This window comes from Novipirellula rosea (genome assembly GCF_039541335.1).
Classification (GTDB): Bacteria; Planctomycetota; Planctomycetia; order Pirellulales; family Pirellulaceae; genus Novipirellula; species Novipirellula rosea.
Genome location: NZ_BAABGA010000024.1, coordinates 50,528 through 74,726 on the forward strand (window position 1 = coordinate 50,528; position 24,199 = coordinate 74,726).

General features: G+C 54.1%; 23 protein-coding genes. 14 read left to right on the forward strand and 9 right to left on the reverse strand.

The features are described from left to right. The first annotated feature begins 82 nt into the window (after positions 1–82). From ABD971_RS09320 to ABD971_RS09350, 7 genes are all read left to right on the forward strand, one after another. Complete coding sequence (locus ABD971_RS09320) at positions 83–760, forward strand: FMN-dependent NADH-azoreductase (RefSeq protein WP_345321426.1); 678 nt, start codon at positions 83–85, stop codon at positions 758–760. 584 nt (positions 761–1,344) lie between these two features. Continuing rightward, positions 1,345–1,956: a GNAT family N-acetyltransferase gene (locus ABD971_RS09325; protein WP_345321428.1), complete on the forward strand. Its 612-nt coding sequence runs from the start codon at positions 1,345–1,347 to the stop codon at positions 1,954–1,956. Positions 1,957–1,966: 10 nt separating this feature from the next. Then, entirely contained in the window at positions 1,967–2,218 is a 252-nt protein-coding gene (locus ABD971_RS09330) for a hypothetical protein (protein WP_345321430.1), read from the forward strand. Positions 2,219–2,367: 149 nt separating this feature from the next. Then, positions 2,368–3,243 (forward strand): hypothetical protein, encoded by an 876-nt coding sequence (locus tag ABD971_RS09335; protein ID WP_345321432.1) that lies wholly within the window; start codon positions 2,368–2,370, stop codon positions 3,241–3,243. Between the two features lie 224 nt (positions 3,244–3,467). After that, complete coding sequence (locus tag ABD971_RS09340; protein WP_345321434.1) at positions 3,468–4,451, forward strand: prolyl oligopeptidase family serine peptidase; 984 nt, start codon at positions 3,468–3,470, stop codon at positions 4,449–4,451. 333 nt (positions 4,452–4,784) lie between these two features. Continuing rightward, positions 4,785–5,021 (forward strand): hypothetical protein, encoded by a 237-nt coding sequence (locus ABD971_RS09345; protein WP_339942406.1) that lies wholly within the window; start codon positions 4,785–4,787, stop codon positions 5,019–5,021. A 348-nt stretch (positions 5,022–5,369) separates the two neighbouring features. Continuing rightward, positions 5,370–6,077 (forward strand): Crp/Fnr family transcriptional regulator, encoded by a 708-nt coding sequence (locus tag ABD971_RS09350; RefSeq protein ID WP_339942407.1) that lies wholly within the window; start codon positions 5,370–5,372, stop codon positions 6,075–6,077. Between the two features lies 1 nt (position 6,078). Here the strand turns inward: ABD971_RS09350 and ABD971_RS09355 are convergent, their stop codons facing one another. From ABD971_RS09355 to ABD971_RS09365, 3 genes are all read right to left on the reverse strand, one after another. Beyond that, positions 6,079–6,858: a glycosyltransferase family 2 protein gene (locus tag ABD971_RS09355; RefSeq protein ID WP_345321437.1), complete on the reverse strand. Its 780-nt coding sequence runs from the start codon at positions 6,856–6,858 to the stop codon at positions 6,079–6,081. A 195-nt stretch (positions 6,859–7,053) separates the two neighbouring features. Next, a complete protein-coding gene (locus tag ABD971_RS09360; RefSeq protein WP_339942409.1) occupies positions 7,054–7,275 on the reverse strand; it encodes a carbon storage regulator in 222 nt (73 codons plus the stop codon). 59 nt (positions 7,276–7,334) lie between these two features. Further along, positions 7,335–7,790, reverse strand: a complete 456-nt coding sequence (locus ABD971_RS09365) for a zf-HC2 domain-containing protein (protein ID WP_345321439.1) — start codon at positions 7,788–7,790, stop codon at positions 7,335–7,337. Positions 7,791–8,173: 383 nt separating this feature from the next. On the opposite strand from ABD971_RS09365, the gene nrtS reads away from it, so the two are divergent. Both nrtS and ABD971_RS09375 read left to right on the forward strand, forming a co-directional pair. Beyond that, positions 8,174–8,350 carry a nitrate/nitrite transporter NrtS gene (gene nrtS / locus ABD971_RS09370; protein WP_345321441.1) on the forward strand — a complete coding sequence of 59 codons (177 nt, stop codon included), beginning with the start codon at positions 8,174–8,176 and terminating at the stop codon, positions 8,348–8,350. Positions 8,351–8,494: 144 nt separating this feature from the next. Then, the gene (locus ABD971_RS09375) at positions 8,495–9,202 is read left to right on the forward strand and encodes a hypothetical protein (protein WP_345321443.1); all 708 of its coding nucleotides are present in this window, start codon (positions 8,495–8,497) and stop codon (positions 9,200–9,202) included. 1 nt (position 9,203) lies between these two features. Here ABD971_RS09375 and ABD971_RS09380 read toward each other — a convergent pair whose 3' ends face one another. Then, the gene (locus ABD971_RS09380; RefSeq protein ID WP_345321445.1) at positions 9,204–10,859 is read right to left on the reverse strand and encodes a hypothetical protein; all 1,656 of its coding nucleotides are present in this window, start codon (positions 10,857–10,859) and stop codon (positions 9,204–9,206) included. Between the two features lie 300 nt (positions 10,860–11,159). On the opposite strand from ABD971_RS09380, the gene ABD971_RS09385 reads away from it, so the two are divergent. Then, positions 11,160–12,035, forward strand: coding sequence for a hypothetical protein (locus ABD971_RS09385; RefSeq protein WP_345321447.1), 876 nt, complete (start codon positions 11,160–11,162; stop codon positions 12,033–12,035). Positions 12,036–12,065: 30 nt separating this feature from the next. Here the strand turns inward: ABD971_RS09385 and ABD971_RS09390 are convergent, their stop codons facing one another. The 3 genes from ABD971_RS09390 to ABD971_RS09400 all read right to left on the reverse strand — a co-directional run bounded on the left by ABD971_RS09390 (position 12,066) and on the right by ABD971_RS09400 (position 16,003). After that, on the reverse strand, positions 12,066–12,968 hold the full coding sequence (locus ABD971_RS09390; RefSeq protein ID WP_345321449.1) for a DUF547 domain-containing protein: 903 nt from the start codon (positions 12,966–12,968) through the stop codon (positions 12,066–12,068). A gap of 42 nt (positions 12,969–13,010) precedes the next feature. Continuing rightward, positions 13,011–15,434, reverse strand: coding sequence for an NAD(P)-binding domain-containing protein (locus ABD971_RS09395; RefSeq protein ID WP_345321451.1), 2,424 nt, complete (start codon positions 15,432–15,434; stop codon positions 13,011–13,013). 164 nt (positions 15,435–15,598) lie between these two features. Next, positions 15,599–16,003 carry a MerR family transcriptional regulator gene (locus tag ABD971_RS09400; RefSeq protein WP_345321453.1) on the reverse strand — a complete coding sequence of 135 codons (405 nt, stop codon included), beginning with the start codon at positions 16,001–16,003 and terminating at the stop codon, positions 15,599–15,601. Positions 16,004–16,115: 112 nt separating this feature from the next. Between ABD971_RS09400 and ABD971_RS09405 the strand changes: the two genes are divergently transcribed. Continuing rightward, positions 16,116–17,351 (forward strand): mercuric transporter MerT family protein, encoded by a 1,236-nt coding sequence (locus ABD971_RS09405; protein ID WP_345321455.1) that lies wholly within the window; start codon positions 16,116–16,118, stop codon positions 17,349–17,351. On the opposite strand, the gene ABD971_RS09410 is transcribed toward ABD971_RS09405, so the two are convergent. Together ABD971_RS09410 and ABD971_RS09415 are read right to left on the reverse strand one after the other, a co-directional pair. Next, positions 17,348–19,486, reverse strand: coding sequence for a VTT domain-containing protein (locus ABD971_RS09410; RefSeq protein ID WP_345321457.1), 2,139 nt, complete (start codon positions 19,484–19,486; stop codon positions 17,348–17,350). The two genes, ABD971_RS09405 and ABD971_RS09410, sit on opposite strands and share 4 nt — an antisense overlap. Positions 19,487–19,703: 217 nt before the next feature. Continuing rightward, positions 19,704–20,699 carry a DUF547 domain-containing protein gene (locus ABD971_RS09415; RefSeq protein WP_345321459.1) on the reverse strand — a complete coding sequence of 332 codons (996 nt, stop codon included), beginning with the start codon at positions 20,697–20,699 and terminating at the stop codon, positions 19,704–19,706. 325 nt (positions 20,700–21,024) lie between these two features. Between ABD971_RS09415 and ABD971_RS09420 the strand changes: the two genes are divergently transcribed. The 3 genes from ABD971_RS09420 to ABD971_RS09430 all read left to right on the forward strand — a co-directional run bounded on the left by ABD971_RS09420 (position 21,025) and on the right by ABD971_RS09430 (position 24,162). Further along, complete coding sequence (locus ABD971_RS09420; RefSeq protein WP_345321461.1) at positions 21,025–21,528, forward strand: rhodanese-like domain-containing protein; 504 nt, start codon at positions 21,025–21,027, stop codon at positions 21,526–21,528. Positions 21,529–21,807: 279 nt separating this feature from the next. After that, on the forward strand, positions 21,808–22,254 hold the full coding sequence (locus tag ABD971_RS09425; RefSeq protein ID WP_345321463.1) for a hypothetical protein: 447 nt from the start codon (positions 21,808–21,810) through the stop codon (positions 22,252–22,254). A 183-nt stretch (positions 22,255–22,437) separates the two neighbouring features. Next, a complete protein-coding gene (locus tag ABD971_RS09430) occupies positions 22,438–24,162 on the forward strand; it encodes a VTT domain-containing protein (RefSeq protein WP_345321465.1) in 1,725 nt (574 codons plus the stop codon). Positions 24,163–24,199 lie beyond the last annotated feature (37 nt).

The window sequence follows — 24,199 nt, forward strand, 5'->3', positions numbered from 1 at the left end:
GGCAAGTATATCAGCACTGTGGCACTAAATTCATTGCAGCGCGTCTGCTTCTCGTGTTCGTCGAATAGAAATGGAAACTTAGATGACTCACCTGCTTCACCTTGATTCAAGCCCTCGTAGCGACCGCTCACACACACGTCGCTTAACCGCCGAGTTTGTGCAGCGATGGCAAGACGTCCATCCCGACGGCGGCGTGACGTATCGAGACATTGGGCGAAATCCATTGCCGCACGTTACCGAATCGTGGATTTCAGCCGCGTTTACGCCGCCGAACCAACGCAGTGCGGCCATGCAGCATGCCTTGCGGTTGAGCGACGAATTGGTCGACGAGTTTATGCAAGCGGATTTGATCCTTGCCGGGATTCCCTTCTACAATTTTGGAATGCCAAGCGGCTTCAAAGCTTACATCGACCAAATCGTTCGCGTCGGACGGACGTTCTCGTTTGACCCGTTAAATAAGAAAACACCGTACACGCCGCTCGTTCACGGGAAGCGTATGATAGCCGTAATTTCGCGTGGCGATGGAGGTTACGGCCCCGGCGGTAGAAACCAGCAGTACAATCATTTGGATCCGCACTTGGCGACAGTACTCCGATTTATCGGTGTGGTCGATTTGCAGATCGTTGCCGCCGAAAATGATGAATATGGCGGGGCGGATCTGGACAAGTCACTTGAGTCTGCGTGCCGCCAACTTCGAGGACTCGCCTCTGAAACGAAATCGCATCGGCAAGAAGTCGTCGGTTCGAATCGCGTTCCTTAGGCAGCGTGTCGTCGATCGCACCCGTTGCTTCGATCGTTTCTTGATTCGCGTCGGTTAGGTTTTGATTCGACCAGTGAGACGGGGCGTGGCAGCGGGCGTTGTCACTGTGCCAGCGCGTGTTGACACTGGCGGTAGAAACAGACGATTTAAACCGCGAAGAACGCATTTTTTGCGTTTATCCAATGAATGCATTGTTGTCATACCCGACTCCGATTCAATATCAGCAATGCGGCGAACATGCGGGCGGTTTGTAAGAGAAACGAGGCCTGTTTGTCGGTTGTTACCGTCTTTTTATTTGTTGCGAGGTCAAGCGTTGAAAACAGGACGGTATGGCAAAAAACAATCTCCCGCGACATCGCTTTCTTTGGCGATCCCGTGCGTCCCGATTTGAAAAGGAGTAAGCCGGATCATTTGACGGGCGAAGTATTCCGCTATACGCAGAGGGTGATTGTTGTTTTCGTTCGAGGGGTGATCCTGCCAGCGTTGGCGATTTTGAGTTACCTGATTTTGAACTCCGAGTCGTTTCGATAGTGCCACCTCCCAATGTTTTAGCGTTCCAGGCTAACGCTAAAGGTAAAATATCGATGTCGAGGACAGCAGCGCTGAGCCCCGCGAGAAAACGATTGGACTCGGGAACCATGAATGCAAACGCCGCACATATCCGCACTGCTTGTGAACAGGATCGCAGCGGGATCCTGGCGACGCATCAAAGTGCCTTTGCTGACGACGAAGGGCCCGTGATCGCACGCCTTGTTGCGGAAATGCTCGATGATCCGTCTGCCGAGCCGGTCTTTTCGTTCGTCGCCGAGTTCAAGGATCAAATCGTTGGCCATGTTCTGTTTACGTCGGCCGCGATCAACCCCGCCCGTGACGTATCGGCCCAGATTCTTGCACCGCTTGCGGTCACTCGCGAAATGCAAGGGCAAGGCTTAGGAACACGTCTGGTCACAGAATCGCTTACGCAGCTCGCTGCGGCCGGCGTTCAGTTGGTGTTCGTGCTCGGCTATCCCGATTACTACTCTCGCTTTGGTTTTGTCGCAGCGGGAGAGCGTGGTTTGCGGGCTCCCTATCCGATTCCACGCAAGCATGCCGATGCCTGGATGGTGCACGAATTACGGCGTGGTGCGATCGCTGCTGCCGCGGGCACAATCAAGTGCTGCAACGCATTAAGCCACCCACAATACTGGCAAGCGTGATCGCCGACGGATGCCGGTACCGCTGTGGTGGCAGCAACAACGCCGCAGTGGAAGCGGGTACAATCGAAGGTCATGTTTCGACGAGCTTGCGGAGACCGAGGCGATCAACGATCGATTGGCGGGAATCGGTAAGGTCACCGAGGATGTGACGCAGTCCGTGTTCGACAAGACGTTTCGCCCGCCAGCGGGATCCTGGACGCTTCTAGCTCATTGGCATCTGCGGCGGCGATTACGGGAATGTACGATTGCAGAGAGCGGGTAGTCGGAGCACATGGCCAGCAATTTGCAGGCGGTCGGTCACTTCAAACGAGTACTCGCCTGACATACAAAAGTAAGCGAACCAGGCTGCAATCACGGTCGCAGCTGCTCTGGTTCTTTTATACTTCATCGACTCAACCTGTTGTTCACAAGATGGCTATCGACCTATTTCAATCATTCACTCGCAAACGATCGTCACGGTCGTGGCTCTCGATCGTGTTGTTGTCACTGTGGGCGGTCAGTGCCGCAAACGCGGAATCAGACCCAATCGATGCAGAACACTGGCGACGTCAGCAGTTGAAGAAGGTGGCAAGGAAGATCGACGATGCCGCGTCGGACAACGAGCGTCTGGAGTACGAGGCGAGACAGTCTTGGCTTCACCGCTGGGAACCCGGGCAAATGACCTCCGCTCCGACACGTTCGCCAATCGAATCCGATTTGGTCGAAGAACCATTGCTTGGACGATTGGAAAGGCCGGTGGAGATGGATGCGGACGTCTGGCAACGGATCACAATGGCGCAAGTGGAATTGCATGCGGTGGATACCGACGATGATCGCAAAGAAAATGTTCGCGAGATCATCGAATCGGCGCGGCGGTATGAAGAGTTGCTGTCCGAGCATCTTCCGTCGCAGCTGCAGCAATTGCCCGCACCAACCGCATGGGCGCTAGCATACGCTCGATACCGTCTTGGACGAGCTTTGGCCTACCGCGAATTACCAAGTGTACGCGAACGATGGCCGATTTCAGAGCCCGTTCGCTATCAGCAGCAACTTTCGGCCGTCTATCAGAGGCTGATCGATCAAGCGGGGCGGGGACGTCCCGAGTTTATTCTGTTAGAGGATCGGATGTTGCGGCGAGCTGGCCAAAAAGGCCGCGCATTAAAATTGCTCGAGGCCAATCAGCAGTCGATTGAGCCGAAATGGTACCTAAAGAAGCGACGCGATTTGCTAGAAGAGCTTGGATGGGAACCGCCCTATCAAGAAGCGGCGCGAATCTACTTCGAAGCGGGCTACCGCGACGATCCCTGACGTCTTAGCACTCATTCGCGAAAAGTTGTCATCGCTCATGATCCGTGATCCGACGACGGTGAAGCGACCGATAGATCGGCTCGTTGAGCAGAAGTTTTTCGAGCGAGGCGTACCGCGATTTTGACTATAACAGTGGGATCGAATCATCGGGGGACGGCGGGTCAAACCCCTTGTTGATGAAATATCGCGTTAGCAGCTCCCGGAGGTTTTCAAGCGTGGTAACGATGGCAACTTATCATAGATGCGTTTTATTTCTGATGTTTATCGTCGTGGCAAGTGGTTTTCACGCGGCGGCGCAGTCTCCGCTGACGCCTGCTGAGGAAACTACCGGTGGACAAGAGTCGGTCGGGCCGATTTTTGAACAGCCGACGTATCGAGTGAAAGTCACGCGTGGCTTACCCTATGCTCAAGGGATGATCTATCATCCCACCGATCCGCAGCGTTGTTTTCCGAGAAATCTAACGCTTGATATTTATGAACCAGACGAAGCCACCGTGCAGAATCGTCCCGTCGTCTTGCTGGTCCATTCCGGCGGTTTTTGGACTGGGGATTCTTTGATGAAATCAATGGTTCGTGCCGGAAACTATTTCGCCGAGCGCGGTTGGGTTTGTTTTTCTATCAACTATCGCCTGCACGGTGATCGAGCAATCGCTCCAGAAGGTTGGTTAAAGAATCGTCCCACCTATGCTGCGACGCGAGACGCAAAGGCGGCCGTTCGTTGGATCCGTGCCAATGCAGACTCGTATCGCGTCGCCGGCAATGCGATGGTTGTTTATGGTGGATCTGCAGGCGGTTACATCGGTGTCGCCCTCGCCGCTTCGGATGAAGAAGATTTCCGCGACGAACTGTTGTCAAACGATGCTGAAAACCAACTACTGCAAGCGACTCATCTCGATCAATCCTCGCGAGTTCAGGCTGTGGTGAGCCATTGGGGATCAGGGCTCTTGCTGGATTTGCTGAAAGAATATGATGGACGAAATCGATTCGATTCGGATGATGCTCCATTGCTGATCTTCCACGGGACGCAAGACAAAATTGTTCCGTATCATCACGCCGAGTACTTACTGAAGAACTATCGAAGCAAGATCGAACATATCCGCCTCGAAGGCTTGGGCCATTCGGCATGGAACGCCAAGGTCAACGGCGATTCGCTTCTCGATGCGGCGTATGCGTTCATGCAAGAGTCCTTGGATTTGTCGGCTCAGTAACGGATGGGCTCAGCTGACCACACAAAGCTCCGTCACGGTGAGCACTGCGATGCCCGGTTCGACGTTGATTCAGCGATGGATCGATTCGGAAGGGATTGCCATCCAGGTTGCTTTCGTTGCCAGTGCGCTACACGATCCGATCGAATTTCGAATCCGACCGATCGAACCTCGAATCCGAACCATTCTCATCCTCTTTTTTTGTGCGTCCCCGTGTTTGCGATCAACGACTTAAGGGCAACGGACATTAACTCGTATTCTCATCACGTCATTATGCAGTTAGAACAAATGCTAGAGAATTAAACTTTTAGACTCTAGAAGAGGGAATGAACTGTCATGGCCAAGAAGAAAGCTGCCACCAAAAAGTCGACGGCAACGCAACATTCATCCACGCTCGGTGACCTCTACAACCAAGTCGCCGCTCGCGCTAACACGCATGGCGTCAACATCAACGCCGCTGCAACCAAACGTGTTCTCGCCTGTTTTTTCGACGTCCTGGAAGACTACAAACCCGCCGAAGCGTTCGACTTCGTTGCCAAGGGATTGAAGCGGGCGGGAACTCGGCGACGATAATCTCAAGGTCACTGGTTGATAACCTGGGAACTGTCGTGGAGCGGACCGAATGCTTGGCAAGCTGGACGCCGGAATTCGGCGATCGTTTCCTACATTAAGTTTCCTGCATTAATCCGAGTCGCGATCCATCGACAACGAAATTTGCGACGGGTTTCGGTTGCATGAATCGTAACCCGCACGCAAGTTTAACCAATCACCCCACTTGTGCTGTAAAAACACGGGTATTTTTAATCAACTTTATTTGTGTAAGGAATCGCACGTTCGGGCGTCTACCGAGAAACCTTGCGAGCATCAGGGCACGACGTGTGCCTCCATTCGCGGAATCAACTCGGCGGAGAAGGAATCAGCGTGCCTCAGCAAATATGGCATCTAAAAAATAACGAACTGTTCACAAAACTGAAGCCAGACCAATTGACGCAGCTCGAATTGCGTTGTCGGTCTCGATCGTTTGCCGCGCGCAGTCCAATTTATTTACCAAGTCAATCCGCTGACAGCGTATTCTTGCTTGCAAGCGGACTAGTCAAGGTCTGCAATCTGACCAACGACGGTAAACAGTCCATTTTGGCGTTTGTGGAACCGGGCGAACTGTTTGGCGAGTTGGCAATTTTTGAATCAGAACAGCGGGACGAGTACGTCGAAGCGGTAGAGAAGTCGACGGTAGTGATGATTCCGGCCCGTGAACTTCAGGGACTGATGGCTGCAAATCACGACGTCTCCATCGCACTGACGAAGATGATTGGACTGCGGCGGCATCGTGTCGAACGACGATTAAAGAATCTGCTCTTTCTTTCCAATCGAGACCGGTTGATTCACCTGCTGCTTGACCTAGCGGAGCAGTTTGGCATTCACGATTCCAATGGAATTCGTCTGCGAATCAAGTTAGCTCATCAGGAAATCGCTAATCTGATGGGAAGTACCCGCGAAACGGTGACGATACTGCTAGGACAATTGAAATCCGAGGGGATGGTCGATGTGGGGCGGCAACGGATTGTCTTGGTGCAAGCGGAACAATTAGCGATCGCTGTACATCGAAAAGTGCCAAGTCTGAATTCGTAGCCTAGGCTTCCAGCCTGGGTTTTATTCTGGTCCCAGGCTGGAAGCCTAGGCTACGTCGGCGCATCAGCCCGTACTTCGCAATCGTATAGAGAATCTTGTAGCCTGCCTTGATCGTGCCACTGACAGTGCCGCTGATCTTGCTGATGCCAACTCTTGTTCGGTAAGGGACGGGGATTTCCTGGAAACGCAGCCCAATCTTTGCCGCTTTAATCTGCATCTCGATCGTCCATCCAAAGTTCTCGTCTTGCATTTGCAGTTCGCACAGTCGACTGTAATTGATCGCTCGAAAGGGCCCTAAATCGGTGTAGCGAACGCCGAAAAGCCATCGCATCAGAAAGCACGCGAGCTTGTTTCCAAAGACACTTTGAGGAGGCATTGCTCCCGGTTCTCGCTCGCCAAGCAAGCGTGACCCGAGAACGAAGTCTGCTGTGTCGGTTGCAAGCGGTCCGACCAACAGGGGTAATCGATCAGGATGGTCACTGTAGTCGGCGTCAACGAACGCCACCACTTCGGGAGCCGCTTGGCCTTCATTGACCAGCTCTCGAAGCTTCGCCAACCCACGCAGGCATGCCGCTCCGTATCCGCGCTGCGACTCCGCAACAACGATCGCACCCGCGTGCGCAGCAACGATTGCCGTGTCGTCCGTGCAACCATTGTCAACCACAATCACACCGGCGACGCAGGGCAAGTCATGCAAGACAAGGCCGATCGACTTTTCTTCGTTGAGTGCGGGGATGACGACCCAGACCGATTCTCGGAGATAGCCTTCGAGATCGTTCATCTTTTCAGTCTCGACGAAAGGGGCTGGTTTTGTTTCATTGGATCACTCTTGTACGTTGTACGAATGCCGTTTTGCTTCAGTGAGGTCAGCGGCCGATCGCAGTGAAGCGATTACGATTTCGCTGAACCGATAAAAGTTTCCATCGCAGACATCTCCTTCGAGGCTTGTCCATCGATTCGTGAGTGCGACGCGATGCTAGGCGACGGTTTTGATTGGGCCGTTTGTGACGCCGCTCTCTGGTCCCAGGTGGGATCCAATCTCAGCCCAAATTTCTTCGCGATGGATTCCGATCGAATTCGCTGCTACGATGCCCAGCCGAACGCGGTTGCCGTCAATCCTCAATACTTCAAGCGTCGCGACCTCGCCGCCCAAACTGACAACCACCCGTTGACCCTGTTTTCTTGACAAGACTAACATTCTCAATCTCCGTATCCGATAGGATTGTTGCGACCACGCACCGTCGTGGTCATGTCTTGTCAATCTACGTTTGACGCCAGCAGGGTTCTGTGCGTTTGGAAACCGTTTGACGAATTGCCGATAAGATTCTTGCCAATCCTAGGCATTTCGGCTTTTTTCACCGCGTCCATTTTTGCTTGGCAAACCGGACACTGCTGGAGGTGCAAGGCGAATGCCTGTTGCTGGGCGGGTGACAATTGCTCCATCGCAAATGGCTGCATGGACGCTTGGAATTCGCTGCACGTTACGCTACCGAAGTTAAACTCCTGAAGTGGTTGCGGGCGTGTCGGTGAATTGGCTGGTCCACCGATGGTCCAAACGCCCATTGCTAACACGGCCACCACAACGATGGGGCCGCCAATGCGAGCGATGGACTTGCGTCGACGATCGGCGTTGAGCCGCTTCCGCAGATCGCCGATGGTGCCGGGCGTGCATTCCTGCCAATCTGAATGAGCTTCGATATTTTGGCGGACCATGAACTCGTTCCTCTATTACTTGTGGAGGTATTAGTAGCCTAGGCTTCTAGCCTGGGGGCAATGTGGTCCCAGGCTGGAAGCCTAGGCTACGTCTTTGCATGTCTTTATCCTCGCCTCGCAGCAGCCAATCGTCTGTGTAGAATCTCACACGGTCGGGTATTTCTTCGCTGATCGTAGGATTCGCAATGGCGTTCCTCCGTTGCGTTTAAACGCAGCCCCGGTCGAACACCCCACGGTTTAGCTTGTTTCATTCCGCAGGATCACGCAATTTACAAAGCTGACGTATGAACTCGTCTATTGAAACTTTCGAACAGCCAAGCAAACGTTCTACCACGAGCAGCTGGATTCAACTCGCATGCAGCCCGTCCGTCGTCAGACGCGGAATGGTGTATAGCTTGGTGGTTGGAACCTTGTTGGTCATCATCAATCAAGGCGATGTGATCATGCAGGGAAATTTGACCTGGTGGCACGGCTTGAAAATCCCTCTGACGTACTTCGTTCCTTATACCGTCTCGACACTTTCGAGTGTCGGAGCGATGCAAAATTCTGTAAAGAGTTGATCTCTGCGTCGTCCCCCGGGCACGTTGCAGATCGTAGCCTAGGCTTCCAGCCTGGGTAAACTCAACTTGCTATAATTCGAGGTAGGTAGAGTTCGCATTAAGACCCAGGCTGAAAGCCTAGGCTACGTTGGGGGGGCGGCAATCATGCAGGGTATCTTTCGGCGTCGCAACTTGCCTCACTGGGACGTTCCCGGTCATCCTGTATTCATCACGGGATGCTTGCGAGGTTGTTTCTCCGCCACGGGACTGAAGCAGATTGACGAGTATCGCGAAGAGCTAGAGTGTCGATCGAAACCGGCCAAGTTCTCTGCAGACCAGTGGGAACACCACAAGCAAAAACTGTTTTTTGCCTTTGTCGATAACCTGCTCGACAACGATTCGCCAGTACAGCATCTCGCCGATGACGAGCAAGCGAAGATTGTCGCCAATGCGTTTCTTCACTTTGCAAATGAACGCTACAAATTGTTGGCGTTCGTTGTCATGCCTAGCCATCATCATTGGCTCTTCAGAGTCAACGAGGATTGGGCGGACATGGAAATAGCGAGGTTAAAATTGTTGGGGAAGCAAGATCGCACGCCGCGAGAAATCATCTCGCATAGTGTCCAGAGTTTCACTGCAACGATGTGCAATCGGTCGCGTGGCGTTGAGGAGACCTATTGGCAGCAGGAAACCTTCGATCACTGGGCACGCACGGAAGACGAAGCGATTCGCATCGTTCACTATATTGAAAATAATCCAGTCAAAGCAGGCTTGTGTGCAGTCGCCGAAGACTACGGTTGGTCGTCAGCGAAGATACGCCACGATCTGAAAATCAGTGAATCTCAACCAATCCCAAAAATAGTTCTCCCGTAGCCTAGGCTTCCAGCCTGGCTGCTATCTTGGTCCCAGGCTGGAAGCCTAGGCTACGTGGGCTGCGCCACATCAGCACGGCAAACCACGGTGCGAACTCGATCCAGGTGACGACAAAGTCATAAAAAGCTGCTCCTGTGTACGGAGTTCCCAAGACTGCCGTTGTGGGGAAATGGTAATCCAGCCAGAACCGTAAATAGTAAATGAGCACGAGGCCACTGACGGCAAGCCACGCGCGGCCTCGAGCAAACGGCAACAGGGGTAAAGCCCAGGTCCAATACCACGGATTCAATGTCGGACAAAGCAGCCAAAACCAGGCGATTGTTAAGAACGCGGCCTCACAAAAACTCGACGAATCCTTCGCCGAGGCCCGCCAAGCGAGAGTGATTGCGACGATAAAAAAGATGGCCGCAGTCGTCGCACGCGCGATCATGAAGGGAGCTTCGCCAGCAGCGATGTCGAACTGCGAGGAAACCACTGTCACCATCGTTTCGCGAACCGACTCAGGCATCACGGTGAACCAGGCGGTTTCATGTGGACCGAGATGTGCGGTCAGCTTGATGTTTTCGATGATAATTAGGAATAAAAAATCGTTCATTTCCCAACGTCGAAGGAACGTTACCACACCGAGGCTGGGATCATGCATTTGCTCTCGATCCGAGGTCGATTTTTCAGCTGGAATCATCGCAGAAAGCAAAATCGCGGTCGTCACAACGAATGCCGTCGCTGGAGCGACGGTGAAACGCCAGCCAAAATTCTTCGCGACGGTGAAGAAAACGAGCGGAACGAGGATCACGGGGTAGAGCTTCGCTCCGACCGCTAATCCGAGCACAACACTGGCCAGCATGGCGTAGCCTAGGCTTCCAGCCTGGGTCGTGCTGTTGTTATTTTTCCCAGGCTGGAAGCCTAGGCTACGGACGACCAAGTACAAACCGAGCGTGGTCAAGAACACCGCGATGGCGTCCAAATGCCCACTGTTTGCAATCTCTTTCATAAGAAGAGGACACCACGCATAAATCACGCAAAGTCCTACTGGTTTCTTACATCGACGAAGCAGGCCAATCACGACGAACAGTGTCGCGATGTCTAGTCCGATGAACCACGCCTTCATGATGAACAATCGCGTCAACACGGATGACGAAGATGGCGTCATGAGATTGGCCGCTGCAAACACGGCTTGACTGGTGGGCGGATAGATCGTCGGCAACTCAGGGAAATGCACCCGATGCAAAATTTCAGCGAGTGCGGGATCATCGTCACGCAGCTTGACCAGCCGCACCAAATCTTCGTCCGCGTTTGACGCCAGCTCGGCAGAGCTCACTTGAGCGGGACTGTAACGGAACGGACTTACACCCGCGGTGCTGACGGCTCCATCCCAAAGATAGCGATAGATATCAATTTCCTGGATGGGCAGCGAAAACAGCATCACCACGCGGAACACGATCGCCGATCCAATCACCAATTTCATCATCGGTCCGCTCTTCCGCGTCCGCCACACGATCCGAATCGCACCCAAGTACAAGGCGAACGCAACGGCAAACAGGCAAAGGACCGCGATGATCGGCCGGTCGGTCGACACACTGTCAAAGTCGAACTGCCAACTTAATATCGCGATGATTCCGTAGACGCTGATGGACAATCCAGCAAGTATCGCAAGCACGCTAACATTGGCGTTCGCGTTTGGCGGATTTTCTTTCGTGTGCGTTGACTTTTCCGCCACATTCGTGCTCTGCGTTAGTACCCGGTGAATGGTTCACAGCGTAGCAACTCGATTCCCCCATTGTCTGTGAGCGATCTCACAGGAACGGCTTGACGCAGCGGTGCGAAATACGTGAAACCCGTGAAATGTGAGGGATTTGCCAAGAGCGTTAGCGACAACACAGACCCAGGCGTCTCGTCGTGCCGACAAGATTCAAACCGATTTCTTGTCAAGCTCCCTCATGAACATAGACCCGCGACGATGAAACTGAAACTGTTGCTAGTTCTACTTGGCTGTATTCTCCTCACCGGCTGTCACTCGATCGATCACCGCAGCCAATCGGCCGTCATGTCGTCCCGTGATGCGACGACTGAAATCCTGGTCGAACGTGGTCACCCCAACGCGGTCATCGACGGACTAGGGTGGGTCGTCGGTACACCAACGAAGCTGGCACTCTGGGATCGCCGAGCTGACAATCATGACGTTTCGCCGCAGACCGAGGCCGCGCTGGTCCAATACATGGAACAAAATGGGCTAAGCGGCAGTATGGTTCGGATCAATCAATACGATCCGTGGGGCGAATGGGAGCGACTGACCTCTAACAAGCGAATTCATCCGGGGTGGCGTTACACGGTGGGTACCTACAACCATTTGAAATACGTGCTGCTGCCGGGGCGGGTTTTTGGTGGTGATTGGTACAACCCATTTACGGATTCCACACACGTCTACTCGGACATCGCCCCCTTGGTGATTTCACGCGCTGCGTACGCAAAAGACATTCGGGCGCAGAAACAGCCGGGAACGTACGCGGCAACCCAAGAGTTACCTTTTATCAATATGGTCCATACGACTCGTGCGACCAACGATGCTCTTAAATACGCCGCTCAATATGGGACCGCCCAAGAACAAGCGGAAGCGAACCGGATTCTTTCACCAGACTATGGCAGCAGTTGGGGTGGTCAGATCGCTTCGGTTCTGCCCTTCGGTGCTCCCTTTGGTCGTCTCGCCGGCGCGGTGGTCGGTCATGCCACCAATCAACTACGTAAACGAGACGGCTCAAATAGCTCGCAGCCGTTGAACGAGTACCATTGCGATACTGCGGACATCGACTGGAATCGTGGTGACCAGAATGATTGATCCACTATGGCGTTCCCGCGTTTTGCTTTGTTATTCGTTCGGGATCGAGCCGGAGCCGAATTGCCCTTTCTTGCTGGCCGGTTTGGGGGCCGCGGATCCGGCGGTGGCTTGGGAGTTGAGAGACCAATCGTAGTCGAGGAACGCGACCGACGTTTCGCTGCGTGAAGCTCGCAGGATCGCTTGTTTGATCGATTCCTGCTGGACGCGAGCGGCCAGCCATGGCAGATAACCGCCAGCGTGGTCCCAGTCACCGCCGTACCAGTCGAGCAGCGGACTTAATCGGAGTGTGTCGCTGGTCGCGTCATACATCACGTATTTGGTTTGATTCGCGAACTGAATGCTTTGGTCTTCCAATTGCTTCGCTAATCGCGTCCCAATGTAGGCTTCGGGCCGGATCGCCGGGCAGCTTTTGGCCGCGCAAACCAACGCCACGTGGATACGAGGTTCACGAAATCGCTTTCGTATCAACTCGTGCTCGATTTGGTTAAGGCTGAGCGTTTCGCCGTGCAGGATGTGTTCTTTCAGATCGAAAAACTCGGTCCCATCGACATCGTAGTTCATCACAGAATCGCGAATCTTGTGAGTGATGACGCCATTGATCACGAACGCATTGTAGGCGTTACACAGCAGTGCCAATTGATCCGCCGACGTGGTCAGCTTGCCGGGGTCGGATTCGGAAAGCTGTCGCAAGTAGGTGCGGAATAGGTGATCGCGAGCGATCCCGTCGTAGTCGACCAGCCCGTTCTGCACGTGCGACTTCAGTAGGTAGTCCCACAACGCATGATCGACTCCGGATGCATCCGGATGCGGCGTCGGCTTGGTCGTCAACTGCACCTCATTAAACGCTTTGGCTGCGACGACGATCGGTACAGTGAATGAAACAATTGCCAACCAGAAAAAGGGACCGTAATAAGTAGATTTGTTATGTGTCATCGGTAGATCGCGGTAGTGAGGTTCGTCTGATCAAAACGTAGCCTAGGCTTCCAGCCTGGGTTGGGGCGGGTTCCCAGGCTGGAAGCCTAGGCTACTGGGGTGGGTCGAGTTCCCAGGCTGGAAGCCTAGGCTACTTACAACCGGCAAGTCGCCTAGATGCAAGATCTCCATCGGGCAGCGGACGATGCATTCATTGCAGCCGACGCAGGGCGAATCTTTCAACGTGATCGGTTCGCCTTTTAACGCACTCGATTTGATGTCGATGCCCATTTGGCAATACTGATTGCAAACGTTGCAGTCGATGCACTTGCCTTTCTCGGGCGTGATTTTAAATTGCGACCAGCGTCCCCAAAAGTTCATCCAGAACGCCAGTGGGCACCACATTCGGCACCACACTCGCTGTCCTAGAAACGGATACAGGCCAATGGCGATCGCGCCGGCCAATGCTGTTCCCACCCACAAGTTGTATTGGCCAAGCGGTCCCTCAAATCCGTACAGATCGGCGATGGTTGCCACGGTCGCGAGCGCGATGAAGATGAAGCCCATCCGCTCCATCTTGCGTGGCGTATCCCCCTTTGGCCCGCGATGGCGAAAACCATTCCCGACGGTTTCCGCGAGCGCTCCGCACGAGCAAATGTAAGAACAGTAAATCTTTCCCCAGCGAATCGTCACCAGCGGAATCACGATGAACGTCAACACCGCAGCCCAGACGACACCGACGACCGCGACCGTGTGCCACCAAGCGGGATCGCCCGGACCCACGGCGGGATCCAGATGGAAAGCGCCCATGTTCAATGGCCAGGCATTCAGCGATCGAGTCAGCAGCGGGGTCCACGGATTGCGACCAATGAACACGGCTAAGAACGTCGGAATTCCCCACCACAGTGTCCACTGCGTCGCGATGATCGTCAGGTTACGGCGCCAGACCAGTTGATGATTCGACTTGATCGCCCAGTACAAACCGAAGCCAGCGATCGCCGAGAAATAGAGCAGATAATAGAGTCCATACGCGTTGCTGAAGTACTTCGGAACAACGTGGTACAGCCAAGTAAAACCTGGCACGTAATAGGGGCCATCGCCCGCGGCTGATGGATCGAGTGTGAGCACGCTCGGTGCAATTAGCGATCCTACATACAGTAAACCACCAACGATCAGCAGCAAGGTAGAGTGGGGTAGGTTGAGTAACGCCGCATGCCCACGCGCTTGCATATTTCCGTTGATGAGTTTCAGCGCCAATAGACTGAGCCAAGCGATCGGCAGAACGGTTCCCACCAGGAACGCGGCGAACCCTAGTTGTGCTGACCCGATGAGCGACTCCAGTCCTGGCAGCAACAGTTTGCCCTCGCCCGCCGCGGCGGGGTGAAGCACAAAGTTCTTGGAGTAGAAATAGACGAAAACGCCGACGAGCAATCCGAGCATTGACAACACAATTCGCTTTGCGGTCCAAACGCCGTCCAGTTCCAGCCCCATGTCCATCAGGAAATCGACCGGTGGAAGCGTTCCAATTTGCACAATCACATGATCGTTTGCCAACGTGTGCGTTTGCCCATCGACGTCGATGTCAACCTCGTCGTCACGGATTGCTTTGAGATTACTGCGGTACAGGATGTTTAGTCGACCGTCGCGTTCGGCCTGTTCAATCAACAGTCGGTTTTCTTCTTTGGCTCGAAATAGGTCGTCGCCGCGATAGGAAAGCGTGACCCGATTGTGCGGCATCAACAGCAGGGCTGCTTCGATCGCCGAATTACCGCCGCCGACGACCATGATATTAGCGTCGTGGTAGTCATCGGGCGTGTGCAGCCGGTAGGTCACTTTTTGCGCGTTGTCAGCACCGGGGCATTCAAGCAATCGTGCTTGTCCTTGCCGGCCCACTGCGACCAGCACTTGCTGTGTCGGAAACGATTTGCCTGATTTCGTCTCGATCTCGAATTGCCGCTCTCCAACTTTCCGTACGCGATCAACCTCTGTGTCTTCTTTGATGTGCAACTTCTTCTCGTCAACCAAGCGATTGACGCGGGTGAGAAATTCGTCCTTGTCCAGATCTTCGTCGAATTCCAGTTTGCTTTCGTTCTGCACGAACTGCGGCTCGGCGTAGACTTTCTTACCAGGCGGGAAGCTGCGGACCGTGCTGGCAACTTTGTTGCGTTCCAGAACGACATACTTGAGTCCCCGCTCGTGTGCTTCCATTGCAGCGGACAACCCGGCAGGCCCCGCACCGATGATCACGAGGTCGAGCCGCTCCGCACCCGATGCGGAATCTTCGTCGAATTTCATCTTCGAGATGACGCTGGCGCCCTGGTTCGCGGCGACCTTGACCAGCGGCAATCCGGTGACATCGCCAATGACGTAAATGCCTTTGACACTCGACTCGTAACGGCCATTGACGATCGGCAGGATTTCCTGCGGCGGAACCGTGGCAAAATAGGTTGTCTTCTTGCGGTCCGACTTGGGTGCGTTCGCAGACATCGTACCTCCCTGTACGAACAAAAGGGTGTCGCCTTCTCAGCGTGATTCGAGCCGGAATGTTCGCAAGACTCAGACTGCGTGTCTGTGAATTGGCTTACAGAGTGTCAAAATGGAGTCAGAGAGTGGCTTGGAAATGGGATCTAGCTTCACTGCTGATTCGCCCACTAATCGCGGTGCAATCCTGCAACCACATGACAGCAGTCGCTCTTCTTTTGCTGTTCGCACTGCTGCAACGCCGACTTCAGAATACGCCGAACGTGGCGGAGATCTTTTAATCGGCGCTCGGTGTCGGCAAGTCGATCCTCAATCAGTCCGCGAACGCTTCCACAGGTCGGCGTCCCGCCCGCGTCGTCCAAAAGCAGTGCCTTCACATCGTCCAGCGTGAACCCGGTCGCTTGTGCCGCTCGGATGAATTTCAATCTGTCGAGTGATGCGTCGCTATACAGCCGGTAATTCCCCCGGCTTCGTTCTTCCGGTTCGACGAGACCGATCCGCTCGTAGTAGCGAACGGTCGACGTTCGTATCCCAGCAGATTTCGCTAGCTGGCTGATGGTGAATTGATCGCTCACGATTGCCTCTTGAAAGAAAAATTGAAATCGCACTTGACCTTACACCTAGGTGCAGGGTCGATAATAGAGCATAGACAACCGTATTACGCGGGATGAGAACAAAGGAATTGCGATGATTGATCAAGTGACCACTCCGAATCGTGTCGAGTGTCCCGTCTGCGGCAAGAAGGCGAAGCGAGTCGCAGCGGCTACGCTGCGAGCACTGTTAAAAGACGAGTTCGATGGCGAGTTTGCAGCCGATGACCACTCTAGTTGTAGCGCCGATGGTGGATGTTCATCGTTGACCAAGGACAGCGGATGGAGATTCTGCGATTCGCAGGATTGTGACGTCGTCTACTTCGCTGAAACCGATGAACGGACATTTACGAAGGACCAGTTGCATGTCGCTGTCGGGGTTAAGGAAACGACGGGAGAGCGGCCGCTGTGCTACTGCTTTGGTCACTCCGTCGCGAGCATCAAGGAACAACTTTGCTCCGAAGGCGAAAGCAACGCCACAGCAGACATTCGGGCGAAAATGAAGGACCCTGGGTGCCGATGCGAGACGGAGAACCCATCCGGTTCGTGCTGTTTGGGAAGCGTCGAAAAAGGAATCAAAATTGCTAAAGGAGAAATTGGAATGGATACTGCAAAAACGATAACGACTTCCGCAGCGCCAGTTGGCGACAAAGTAGCGCCAGTTGGCGACAAAGCAGCGCCAGTTGGCGACAAAGGCGAGAAGATTGCCAAGCTTGGAACGCTGGTCTCGGCGATTATGGCTTCGGCTTGCTGTTGGTTGCCACTGCTCTTGTTGGCTGTCGGTGTTTCTGGGGCGGGGATCGCAGCAACGTTGGAAGCATACCGCCCGCTATTTATGGTCATGACGTTTGGCTTCCTTGCTGCTGCGTTCTATTACACGTATCGTCCCAAGAATGTGTACCGCCCGAAGAATACGAACGAGACCGCTGAGGGGCACGGTTGTTGTGCGACTGAGCCAACCCGCGGTGAAGCATGCTGTGCGACCGCCACGGGCCGTTTCAACATGATGACCTTGAATAAGGTCATGCTGTGGGGTGTGACCGTCATGGCGGTGTTGTTCCTGTTTTTCCCAAGTTACGTCGGAGTGTTTCTCGGCGGTGACGGCAAGGCCGTGACGGACAACATGAACCGCGTGGTCATCAAAGTCGATGGGATGACGTGCGAAGGCTGCTCGGCTGGTGTTGCCAAGGCGATTCGGACGGTGCCGGGCGTGTTGGCAGTCGACGTCAACTACGAACAAGGTACAGCCATCGTCGGCACCGAAATCTGTTGCCCTGTCCCCAAAGAGCAGATTCTCGTATCGCTCCAGGACGCTGGATACACTGGCCGTTAACGACTTGACGGTGATTGCGCGTAACGAGGCGATTGCAGCAGCAATGCCAGCACGTTGTCGGTGAACAGGGGATCCGCGGTTAGTTTGCGGTGGCTGGTGTGCAGAAACATCACGCTGGTCCAGTGAATGGGGGAAGCGGGGCGTGTTGATACGGTCTCGACGGGCTGTTCGCTCATCAGCGCGCTGTGCCGTGTGGTCGTGTCATCACCAGGCACGCTTTTCGCAACTTCCAGCTTTCCGGTTTCAGTGTCGACGGACATCACGGCAGGCGTTTCAATTGCGTCGCCAGCGTAAAGATGCAACGTGACTCCCGGTGGCGGCGCCGCCGGAATATCCAGCGCCTGATGAAATTGCTTCGCTTTGAGCAAGCACTTGCGTTGATGGTCCAGGGCAATGCAATGGCGTGATTCACGCTCGGCAACCTCCGGTAACAGTTGCTGCAAAACTGCGTCTTGGTCCGGATCGGCCAGTCCCCACTTCATTTGTCGCCACAACTCGGGATCGTAAAAATCATAGGCTTGTTCAGGATCCTGGGCATCGACGAGCGTCTGATGACGCGGACGCGGCAGCATCTGGTAAATCGACGGCATCGTCCCCAACGCGGCGGGGGGATAGTAGGGAAGCACTCTGGAGAGCTGATGTCCATTGACCAAATCACGCAGCGCGAATGCCGAGCCGGCGTTGGGAGTTCCTATCATGATCAATCGTTCGACGCTTCTCGCTCCCTCCCAGTCCAACGAGGGCAAGGAGCCGTCTTCGGGCAACGGCTGCGAACCGTATCGCAAGTAATAGCGTGAGAGCAGTCCGCCGAGTGAATGTGCCACAATGTCGAATTTGATTTCCGCATCGGTGATTCCGTAGCGGCTTTCATACTCGGCTTGAATGTACGCACGCTTTGCGGTAATGAATTCGTCAAGCAAAGCGGCGTTTTCCGCGACGTCTCGCCGCCAATCGTAGTCGAACTGAAAACAGGTGAAGTGTTCGTCTCCGTAATTGAATTCGTCCGCTTTCGGGTGTGTCGGATCGCGATACCCGCCCACGCCAAGGGTTTGAAGGATCTGGTTGTAGGCTTGCAGCTCGACCGGAATCCCAAACACGCTCAATTCCAGGTACGCCAGTGTTCCATCGCTGCGAACGCTGTCTCGCAATTGCGCCAGCGGAACCCCTTGGCCCATTGGCAACGATACTGCCACCAGATCGTCCGATTGCTGACGTCGAAAACGAATTCGGTCGTACTTCCCCCAAACGGTCTTGCCGGTCTCATCATCGACCAGTCGTGAACCCAACACTCCCGGGATCACGATCACTGGATTGCGTTCATAGTCGGGCCGCTGGGCCAGCGGGTTGTAGATTGCAGCGAGTGACGAATGGGGGCGGTGCGTCACACAGCCTGGGGCAAGCACAACCAACGCGAACGCGGGCAACAACAACTTTCTCGCACGCATCGAAAATTGAACCACCGTATCGACAAGTCGGCGTACTGGAAATCGCCCGGCCGATCGCGAGTTCACCATCGACAAACGCAGAAGCCATGCAATGAGTGCCAGCAACAACAGTGGCCAAAGCGTAGCGAACATGTCCGTTCGTGATACTTGTGACGCTTCGGGGACCATCGTGCCTACGCGAACGAGCAGATAGGTTGCCGGCAGCATACCGACCTGGCTAATCAGCCAGAATTGCTTGATTGACAATCGAGAACGTCCTGCCAGCACGTTAACGGCAAAGAATGGCATCACCGGTGTTAGCCGCAAAAGCAGTAGTTCCCATCGGCCAATTTCCGAGCCAACTGTCTCGCGCTGACCGTTCTGAATTGGCTGTCCATTGCGAAACATGTAACGCCGACTAGAAGTGAAGGCGATTGTGGCACCGGCGGTGCTCGCGAAACTGGCGACGATGGTCCCCGGCCCGATTCCGAACAGGGGACCCGCAAACAGCGTTAGCAGCACCGCACCGGGAATCGCAAATCCAGCCATCAAGACATAGACGCAGCTATATACCGCCAGTCGCATCGCCAGATGAAACTCGGCCGCGTTAGTAACGACCAGATGCAACGGGTCACGAGCGAACCACGCAGTGATGGCGATCGCTACCCAAGCAGCGCGGATTGCATTGTCTTTCGTACTGGTGCAAATCATCGAGGTCATCCATGACCGATTAAAAGAGACGGTTGCCTAGGCTCCCTGCCTGGGGCTCGCGGGGCTCCCAGGCTGGGAAGCCTAGGCTACTCAATGGCGATCGGAAAGCGTGTTCCGCCGAAGAATCGCATGCAAAGAATGCGGTGTCTGTGAGAAATCGTACAGTTCGTGAATTGCCATCATCGACGTGGTGATGTCGAGGTGCTTCGCGAGTGATTCATTGCCCCGCGTCGCAAGCCACCGCCTCTGCTACTCCATCGCTGCTGGACAGCATGGTCTTGATTCGCTTCAGTGCCGGAGACGCGATCGAATACGTGTGATAGGGAATGGCGGCAACTTTCACAGCTAGGGTCGGGCATTGGTCGTTGAGTGACCAGTCGTAACCCAGGTACTTCAACCTCCAATCGCAATGCTGCGACAACCATTGCCGATCTTGCTGAGGAAGATAGGCAAACACGGTCGAAACGACTTCGTGATCGGTTTGACCGAAGTCGTCGCGATACCATTCCAGGATCGGCGACATCTGGACTGTTCGCGTGATCCGCGAAATGTGAAACCTTGCATGGCTGGAAAAAAATTCTCGTGCGTTGTCTTCGAGTTGCCATTGCAGTGCGTCCGCGGTGTAGGCTCGATTACGCAGCCGAGGGCACCCGCGAGCCGCACAAACCAACGCAAAGTGAATACGCGGATCACCGAGCGGACGCAACACATCGTTTTCGATGCCGTTGAGTGAACGGTAGCTTTCTCCATCCCAGAGTTGCAGGTCATCAAAGATTGCAAACTGCGTTCGCTTGCCGTCGATCCGCTGAATACTGGCAACGGGGTATTCATGCAGAATGCCCCAGAGGGTCATCGCGTTGTACGCGTTGATATAGTACGCCATTTTGGCCTCTCGCCGAGCCGGTAGGTCTGCGTCAACCTGGGACAACCCGTGAAGGTATGCTTCCAATTCGCGAACATCGTAGCACTGGTTCCTCCACCGGCTGTAGCAAACCATGCCATTGCAATCAACGTAGCGGCGAAGCAGTGTGTCCAGCGGAGCGTGAGAGATATCCTCATACGACAAACGATGAAGCGGTGCGGAGGAGTCTGGGCCACCAAAACGCGGTTGAGACTGTGCTAGTGCATCGTTGGCGAAAAAGAAACCGACGACCAGAGCAACGATCAGCATCGAAAATCGTCGAATCGTCGGAGCAGATTGGAAATGGGGCATGCGAAATCCTTTCGTCTACTGTGAGTGCTTCCGGATGGACCCCGGATTCCTTATCGCAGATCGGATGACAAGCAAATTGATGATGTGAACCAACACACACAAAACATGATTAGAAGCAAGTGAAGGCGACTGAATTCCGGCAGTGCAATTTGGGCGTTATGGGCAACTTTGCACCCAGCGTTTCGCCAACGTGAGCAATCTCACAGAGCACGAAACGGATTGCGTCGTTTCGTGTATGAGTCAGCGTATGTAGGTTGCGACAACGCAGCCTCTGTTCGTACTGTCTGCATGAATGGATAGCTGTACTTCATGGATGAGGTTCCCCGTGTCACGTTACTTGCCTACTCGAGTCGCCACTCTGTTGCTGGTTGGTTTGCCCACAATGATGTTTGCGCAATTTGCAGGGTTGTTCGCTGGTTCGTTAGCAGTTCCCGAGGTGAATGTCGGACAACTCATGATGCTAAACGCGGATCTGGCAGATGGGGGGAAAAAGTTTGATGGTCAGCACGTGATCGTTGATGTGCGAACGCCCGAAGAGTACCAAGTTTCGATGATCCCTGGAGCAGTCACGAAGGTTCAGTTTGAAAAGAATAAACAACAATATCGCGATTGCACCATCGTTGTTTATTGCACGATCGGGTATCGGTCGGGACAGTATGCAAAGAAGTTGATGTCCGACGGTTTTAACGCAAAGAATTTCAAGGGCAGTATTTTGGCTTGGTGTCACGCAGGACTGCCGCTGGTGACCATGCAAGGTGAACCGACGTATCGAGTTCACACTTACAGTTCCGAATACAAAGTTCCAAGCAGGTACACGGCTGTCTTTTGACAACAGATTGCGTTGCGTTGCTTGGCATCTGTGAGGTAAGTCATCGAAAAAATGCCATTCGCAAGCTTAGTGTGTACCAAGGGGATTTGCTCGCACATTTCTCGGTAATCGCCACCTAAAACGCTCGACGCTCGTCCCCAGGCAGGAGCGTAGGAGCCAGTGGTGGCGTTCAGCGAGAAGTGTCCAAATCTGCTGCCTTCAATGTCGGACAAATGTCGCAATTGAACATGGATAGGTACTCAAACTCGACAAGAAAATCCGCACTTTGCAAGGTAAATCATGAACGAAAACGAACCAACGAATCTTGATTCCACTCTGGCGAGAGACCGGCAAGCCAGCGAGGGCGGCACGAGTGCCGAGGTCGAGCCAAAATACTCATTCCCCCATCGGGAATTCCGGCTTGCATTGTACTCGCTTGTTGCCATCGCGTTTCTCGGAAATGTTGCCGCTCGAGCTGCTCCCGAGTGGATGGGGGCCGCTGCCGATTTTGTTCAGAACCGCGTTCTTCTCGGTGCGGCAAACCCGACGCAGGAATGTTCGGGGTGTGCGGGCGAATGCGGTAAAACGACGTTCATTTTCGAGGGAACCTCCGGATTACCATGCAGCGGAAACACGAGTTGCTCGGTGCACGACTGCGAGGCTGAATCATGCTTCGCCGAGGAAGTCTCGGGAGAGGAGCAGGTGATCGCAATCGAGAGCGACAACATCGATGAAACCAGACCGTAAATCTATCGAAGTTTGCGTCGAGAAATCACTTTAGCGGCGGTGGCGGATCAAACGTCGTCTGGTGATGGTGACGAAGTTTGTCAATCGGTGGAACTCTGCTGGCAGTGACGCAGAATGCAGTGCTGCAGAATTCTGTAAGGAATTGACCGCGGGTGCGTCTTCTACTTCAACAACAAAAACCACATGAAGGGTGGTTTCACTTCATTGACGCAAAACCTGGCTGGCACCGTGGAAAACACAAGTATTTTGCCGCAAGCAAGTTCGCATAGCAGCGATCATGCTGCTGTTAACGATGAGAAAATGAAAAAGTTTGTGACGATTGTTCGCTGGCTATCTACGCTCGTGATCCTCGGTGCATTGTTGACGATCGTCCGCTCGTTGCCGGTTGACCAGGCAATGTCAGCGATGAAAGGCTGGATCGCCGGACTGGGATTCTGGGGGCCAATTGTCTTGGCGCTGCTGTACATTGTCGCGACCGTACTGTTTTTTCCTGGCACAATCCTGACTCTGGCGGCCGGTGCGATGTTCGGACTCGGCGTCGGGACCGCTGCCGTTTCGGTCGGATCGACTTTGGGAGCTTGCTTAGCCTTTTTGATTGCTCGCTACGGAGCGAGGGATAAAGTCGCAGCGATGGCGAGCGGCAACCGCCATTTTGGTGCGATTGATCGATCCATCGGGGAAGGCGGCTGGAAAATTGTCGGCTTATTGCGTCTGTCACCGGCAATCCCCTTCAACGTCCAGAACTACATGTATGGACTGACGCCCGTACGATTTTGGCCCTACGCGGTGAGCAGTTGGATCGCGATGCTTCCCGGTACATTTCTGTACGTTTACATCGGGCATGTGACGGGCGCAGCGGTTGGCGCCGATCGAGAACGCACGACATTCGAGTGGGCGATGCTGGCGGTTGGCTTATTGGCGACCGCCTTTGTGACGGTTTATGTCACACGATTGGCAAACCGCAAGCTGAAGGAACAAGTGCAAGAGGCACCGGAAAACGAGCAATCCGCAGTTAGCGATCCGGCACCGCCAAACGTACGGCCAGCTCCGAGAGCACGAAACACCGTGATCTTGGCGAGTGCTGCAATGATACTTGTTGCCGCAGCAACCTACACATGCCTCAACGCGGGATCGATCGAACGAAAGTTGGCAAGCCTTTTTGGGCCGCCGCAAGTTGAATTGCAGGAAGCGTATTCCGCGAATGCTGCAGGCCCGACGATGGATCATTCGACGCTCGATGCCTTGCTGAAAAAATATGTCGACGACGATGGATGGGTCGACTACGAAGGCCTGGAGGATGACGAAGCAGAACTCGACAACTACCTCAGTACGGTCGCTGCTGCACCGTTTGACGAGATGGGACGCGACGAGAAGCTGGCTCTGCTGATCAACGGTTACAACGCGTCGACATTGAAGTTGATCCTCGATCACATGCCAATCGACTCGATTATGGATATTCCCGAATCCAAACGTTGGGACGCAGTACGCTGCAATATCGGGGGACACGAGTTAAGTTTGAACCAGATTGAACACGAGCAGATTCGACCCAAGTTTGCCGAACCACGTGTCCATTTCGCATTGGTTTGTGCAGCGGTGGGGTGTCCGCCACTGCGTAATGAGGCGTACGTGGCCAATCGAATTGACGAACAATTGCAAGCGCAGACCGAGTACGTGCATCGACACAAAACCTGGTTCAAATTCGATCCCTCGTCCAACCAGTTATCGCTAACAAAACTCTACAACTGGTACGGAGGCGATTTTGAGCAGGTCGCCGGCAGCGTTTCCCAGTTTGCGGCAAACTACTCAACCAAATTGAAGCTGGCAGTGGAAAACGGCACCGCGCCGCAGCCGGACTGGCTGAACTACGATTGGAAGCTCAACAGCTTGAAGAACAAACAACCGCGATAGATAACAGGCATGTCAGCTTCTGCGATGGACGTCGTTC

Coding starts and splice junctions, on each gene's coding strand:
- ABD971_RS09320 (WP_345321426.1), top strand. CDS start 83: ATGACTCACCTGCTTCACCTTGATTCAAGCCCTCGTAGCGACCGCTCA.
- ABD971_RS09325 (WP_345321428.1), top strand. CDS start 1,345: ATGTCGAGGACAGCAGCGCTGAGCCCCGCGAGAAAACGATTGGACTCG.
- ABD971_RS09330 (WP_345321430.1), top strand. CDS start 1,967: ATGCCGGTACCGCTGTGGTGGCAGCAACAACGCCGCAGTGGAAGCGGG.
- ABD971_RS09335 (WP_345321432.1), top strand. CDS start 2,368: ATGGCTATCGACCTATTTCAATCATTCACTCGCAAACGATCGTCACGG.
- ABD971_RS09340 (WP_345321434.1), top strand. CDS start 3,468: ATGGCAACTTATCATAGATGCGTTTTATTTCTGATGTTTATCGTCGTG.
- ABD971_RS09345 (WP_339942406.1), top strand. CDS start 4,785: ATGGCCAAGAAGAAAGCTGCCACCAAAAAGTCGACGGCAACGCAACAT.
- ABD971_RS09355 (WP_345321437.1), bottom strand. CDS start 6,858: ATGAACGATCTCGAAGGCTATCTCCGAGAATCGGTCTGGGTCGTCATC.
- ABD971_RS09360 (WP_339942409.1), bottom strand. CDS start 7,275: ATGTTAGTCTTGTCAAGAAAACAGGGTCAACGGGTGGTTGTCAGTTTG.
- ABD971_RS09365 (WP_345321439.1), bottom strand. CDS start 7,790: ATGGTCCGCCAAAATATCGAAGCTCATTCAGATTGGCAGGAATGCACG.
- nrtS (WP_345321441.1), top strand. CDS start 8,174: ATGGTGTATAGCTTGGTGGTTGGAACCTTGTTGGTCATCATCAATCAA.
- ABD971_RS09375 (WP_345321443.1), top strand. CDS start 8,495: ATGCAGGGTATCTTTCGGCGTCGCAACTTGCCTCACTGGGACGTTCCC.
- ABD971_RS09385 (WP_345321447.1), top strand. CDS start 11,160: ATGAAACTGAAACTGTTGCTAGTTCTACTTGGCTGTATTCTCCTCACC.
- ABD971_RS09390 (WP_345321449.1), bottom strand. CDS start 12,968: ATGACACATAACAAATCTACTTATTACGGTCCCTTTTTCTGGTTGGCA.
- ABD971_RS09395 (WP_345321451.1), bottom strand. CDS start 15,434: ATGTCTGCGAACGCACCCAAGTCGGACCGCAAGAAGACAACCTATTTT.
- ABD971_RS09405 (WP_345321455.1), top strand. CDS start 16,116: ATGATTGATCAAGTGACCACTCCGAATCGTGTCGAGTGTCCCGTCTGC.
- ABD971_RS09410 (WP_345321457.1), bottom strand. CDS start 19,486: ATGATTTGCACCAGTACGAAAGACAATGCAATCCGCGCTGCTTGGGTA.
- ABD971_RS09415 (WP_345321459.1), bottom strand. CDS start 20,699: ATGCCCCATTTCCAATCTGCTCCGACGATTCGACGATTTTCGATGCTG.
- ABD971_RS09425 (WP_345321463.1), top strand. CDS start 21,808: ATGAACGAAAACGAACCAACGAATCTTGATTCCACTCTGGCGAGAGAC.
- ABD971_RS09430 (WP_345321465.1), top strand. CDS start 22,438: ATGAAGGGTGGTTTCACTTCATTGACGCAAAACCTGGCTGGCACCGTG.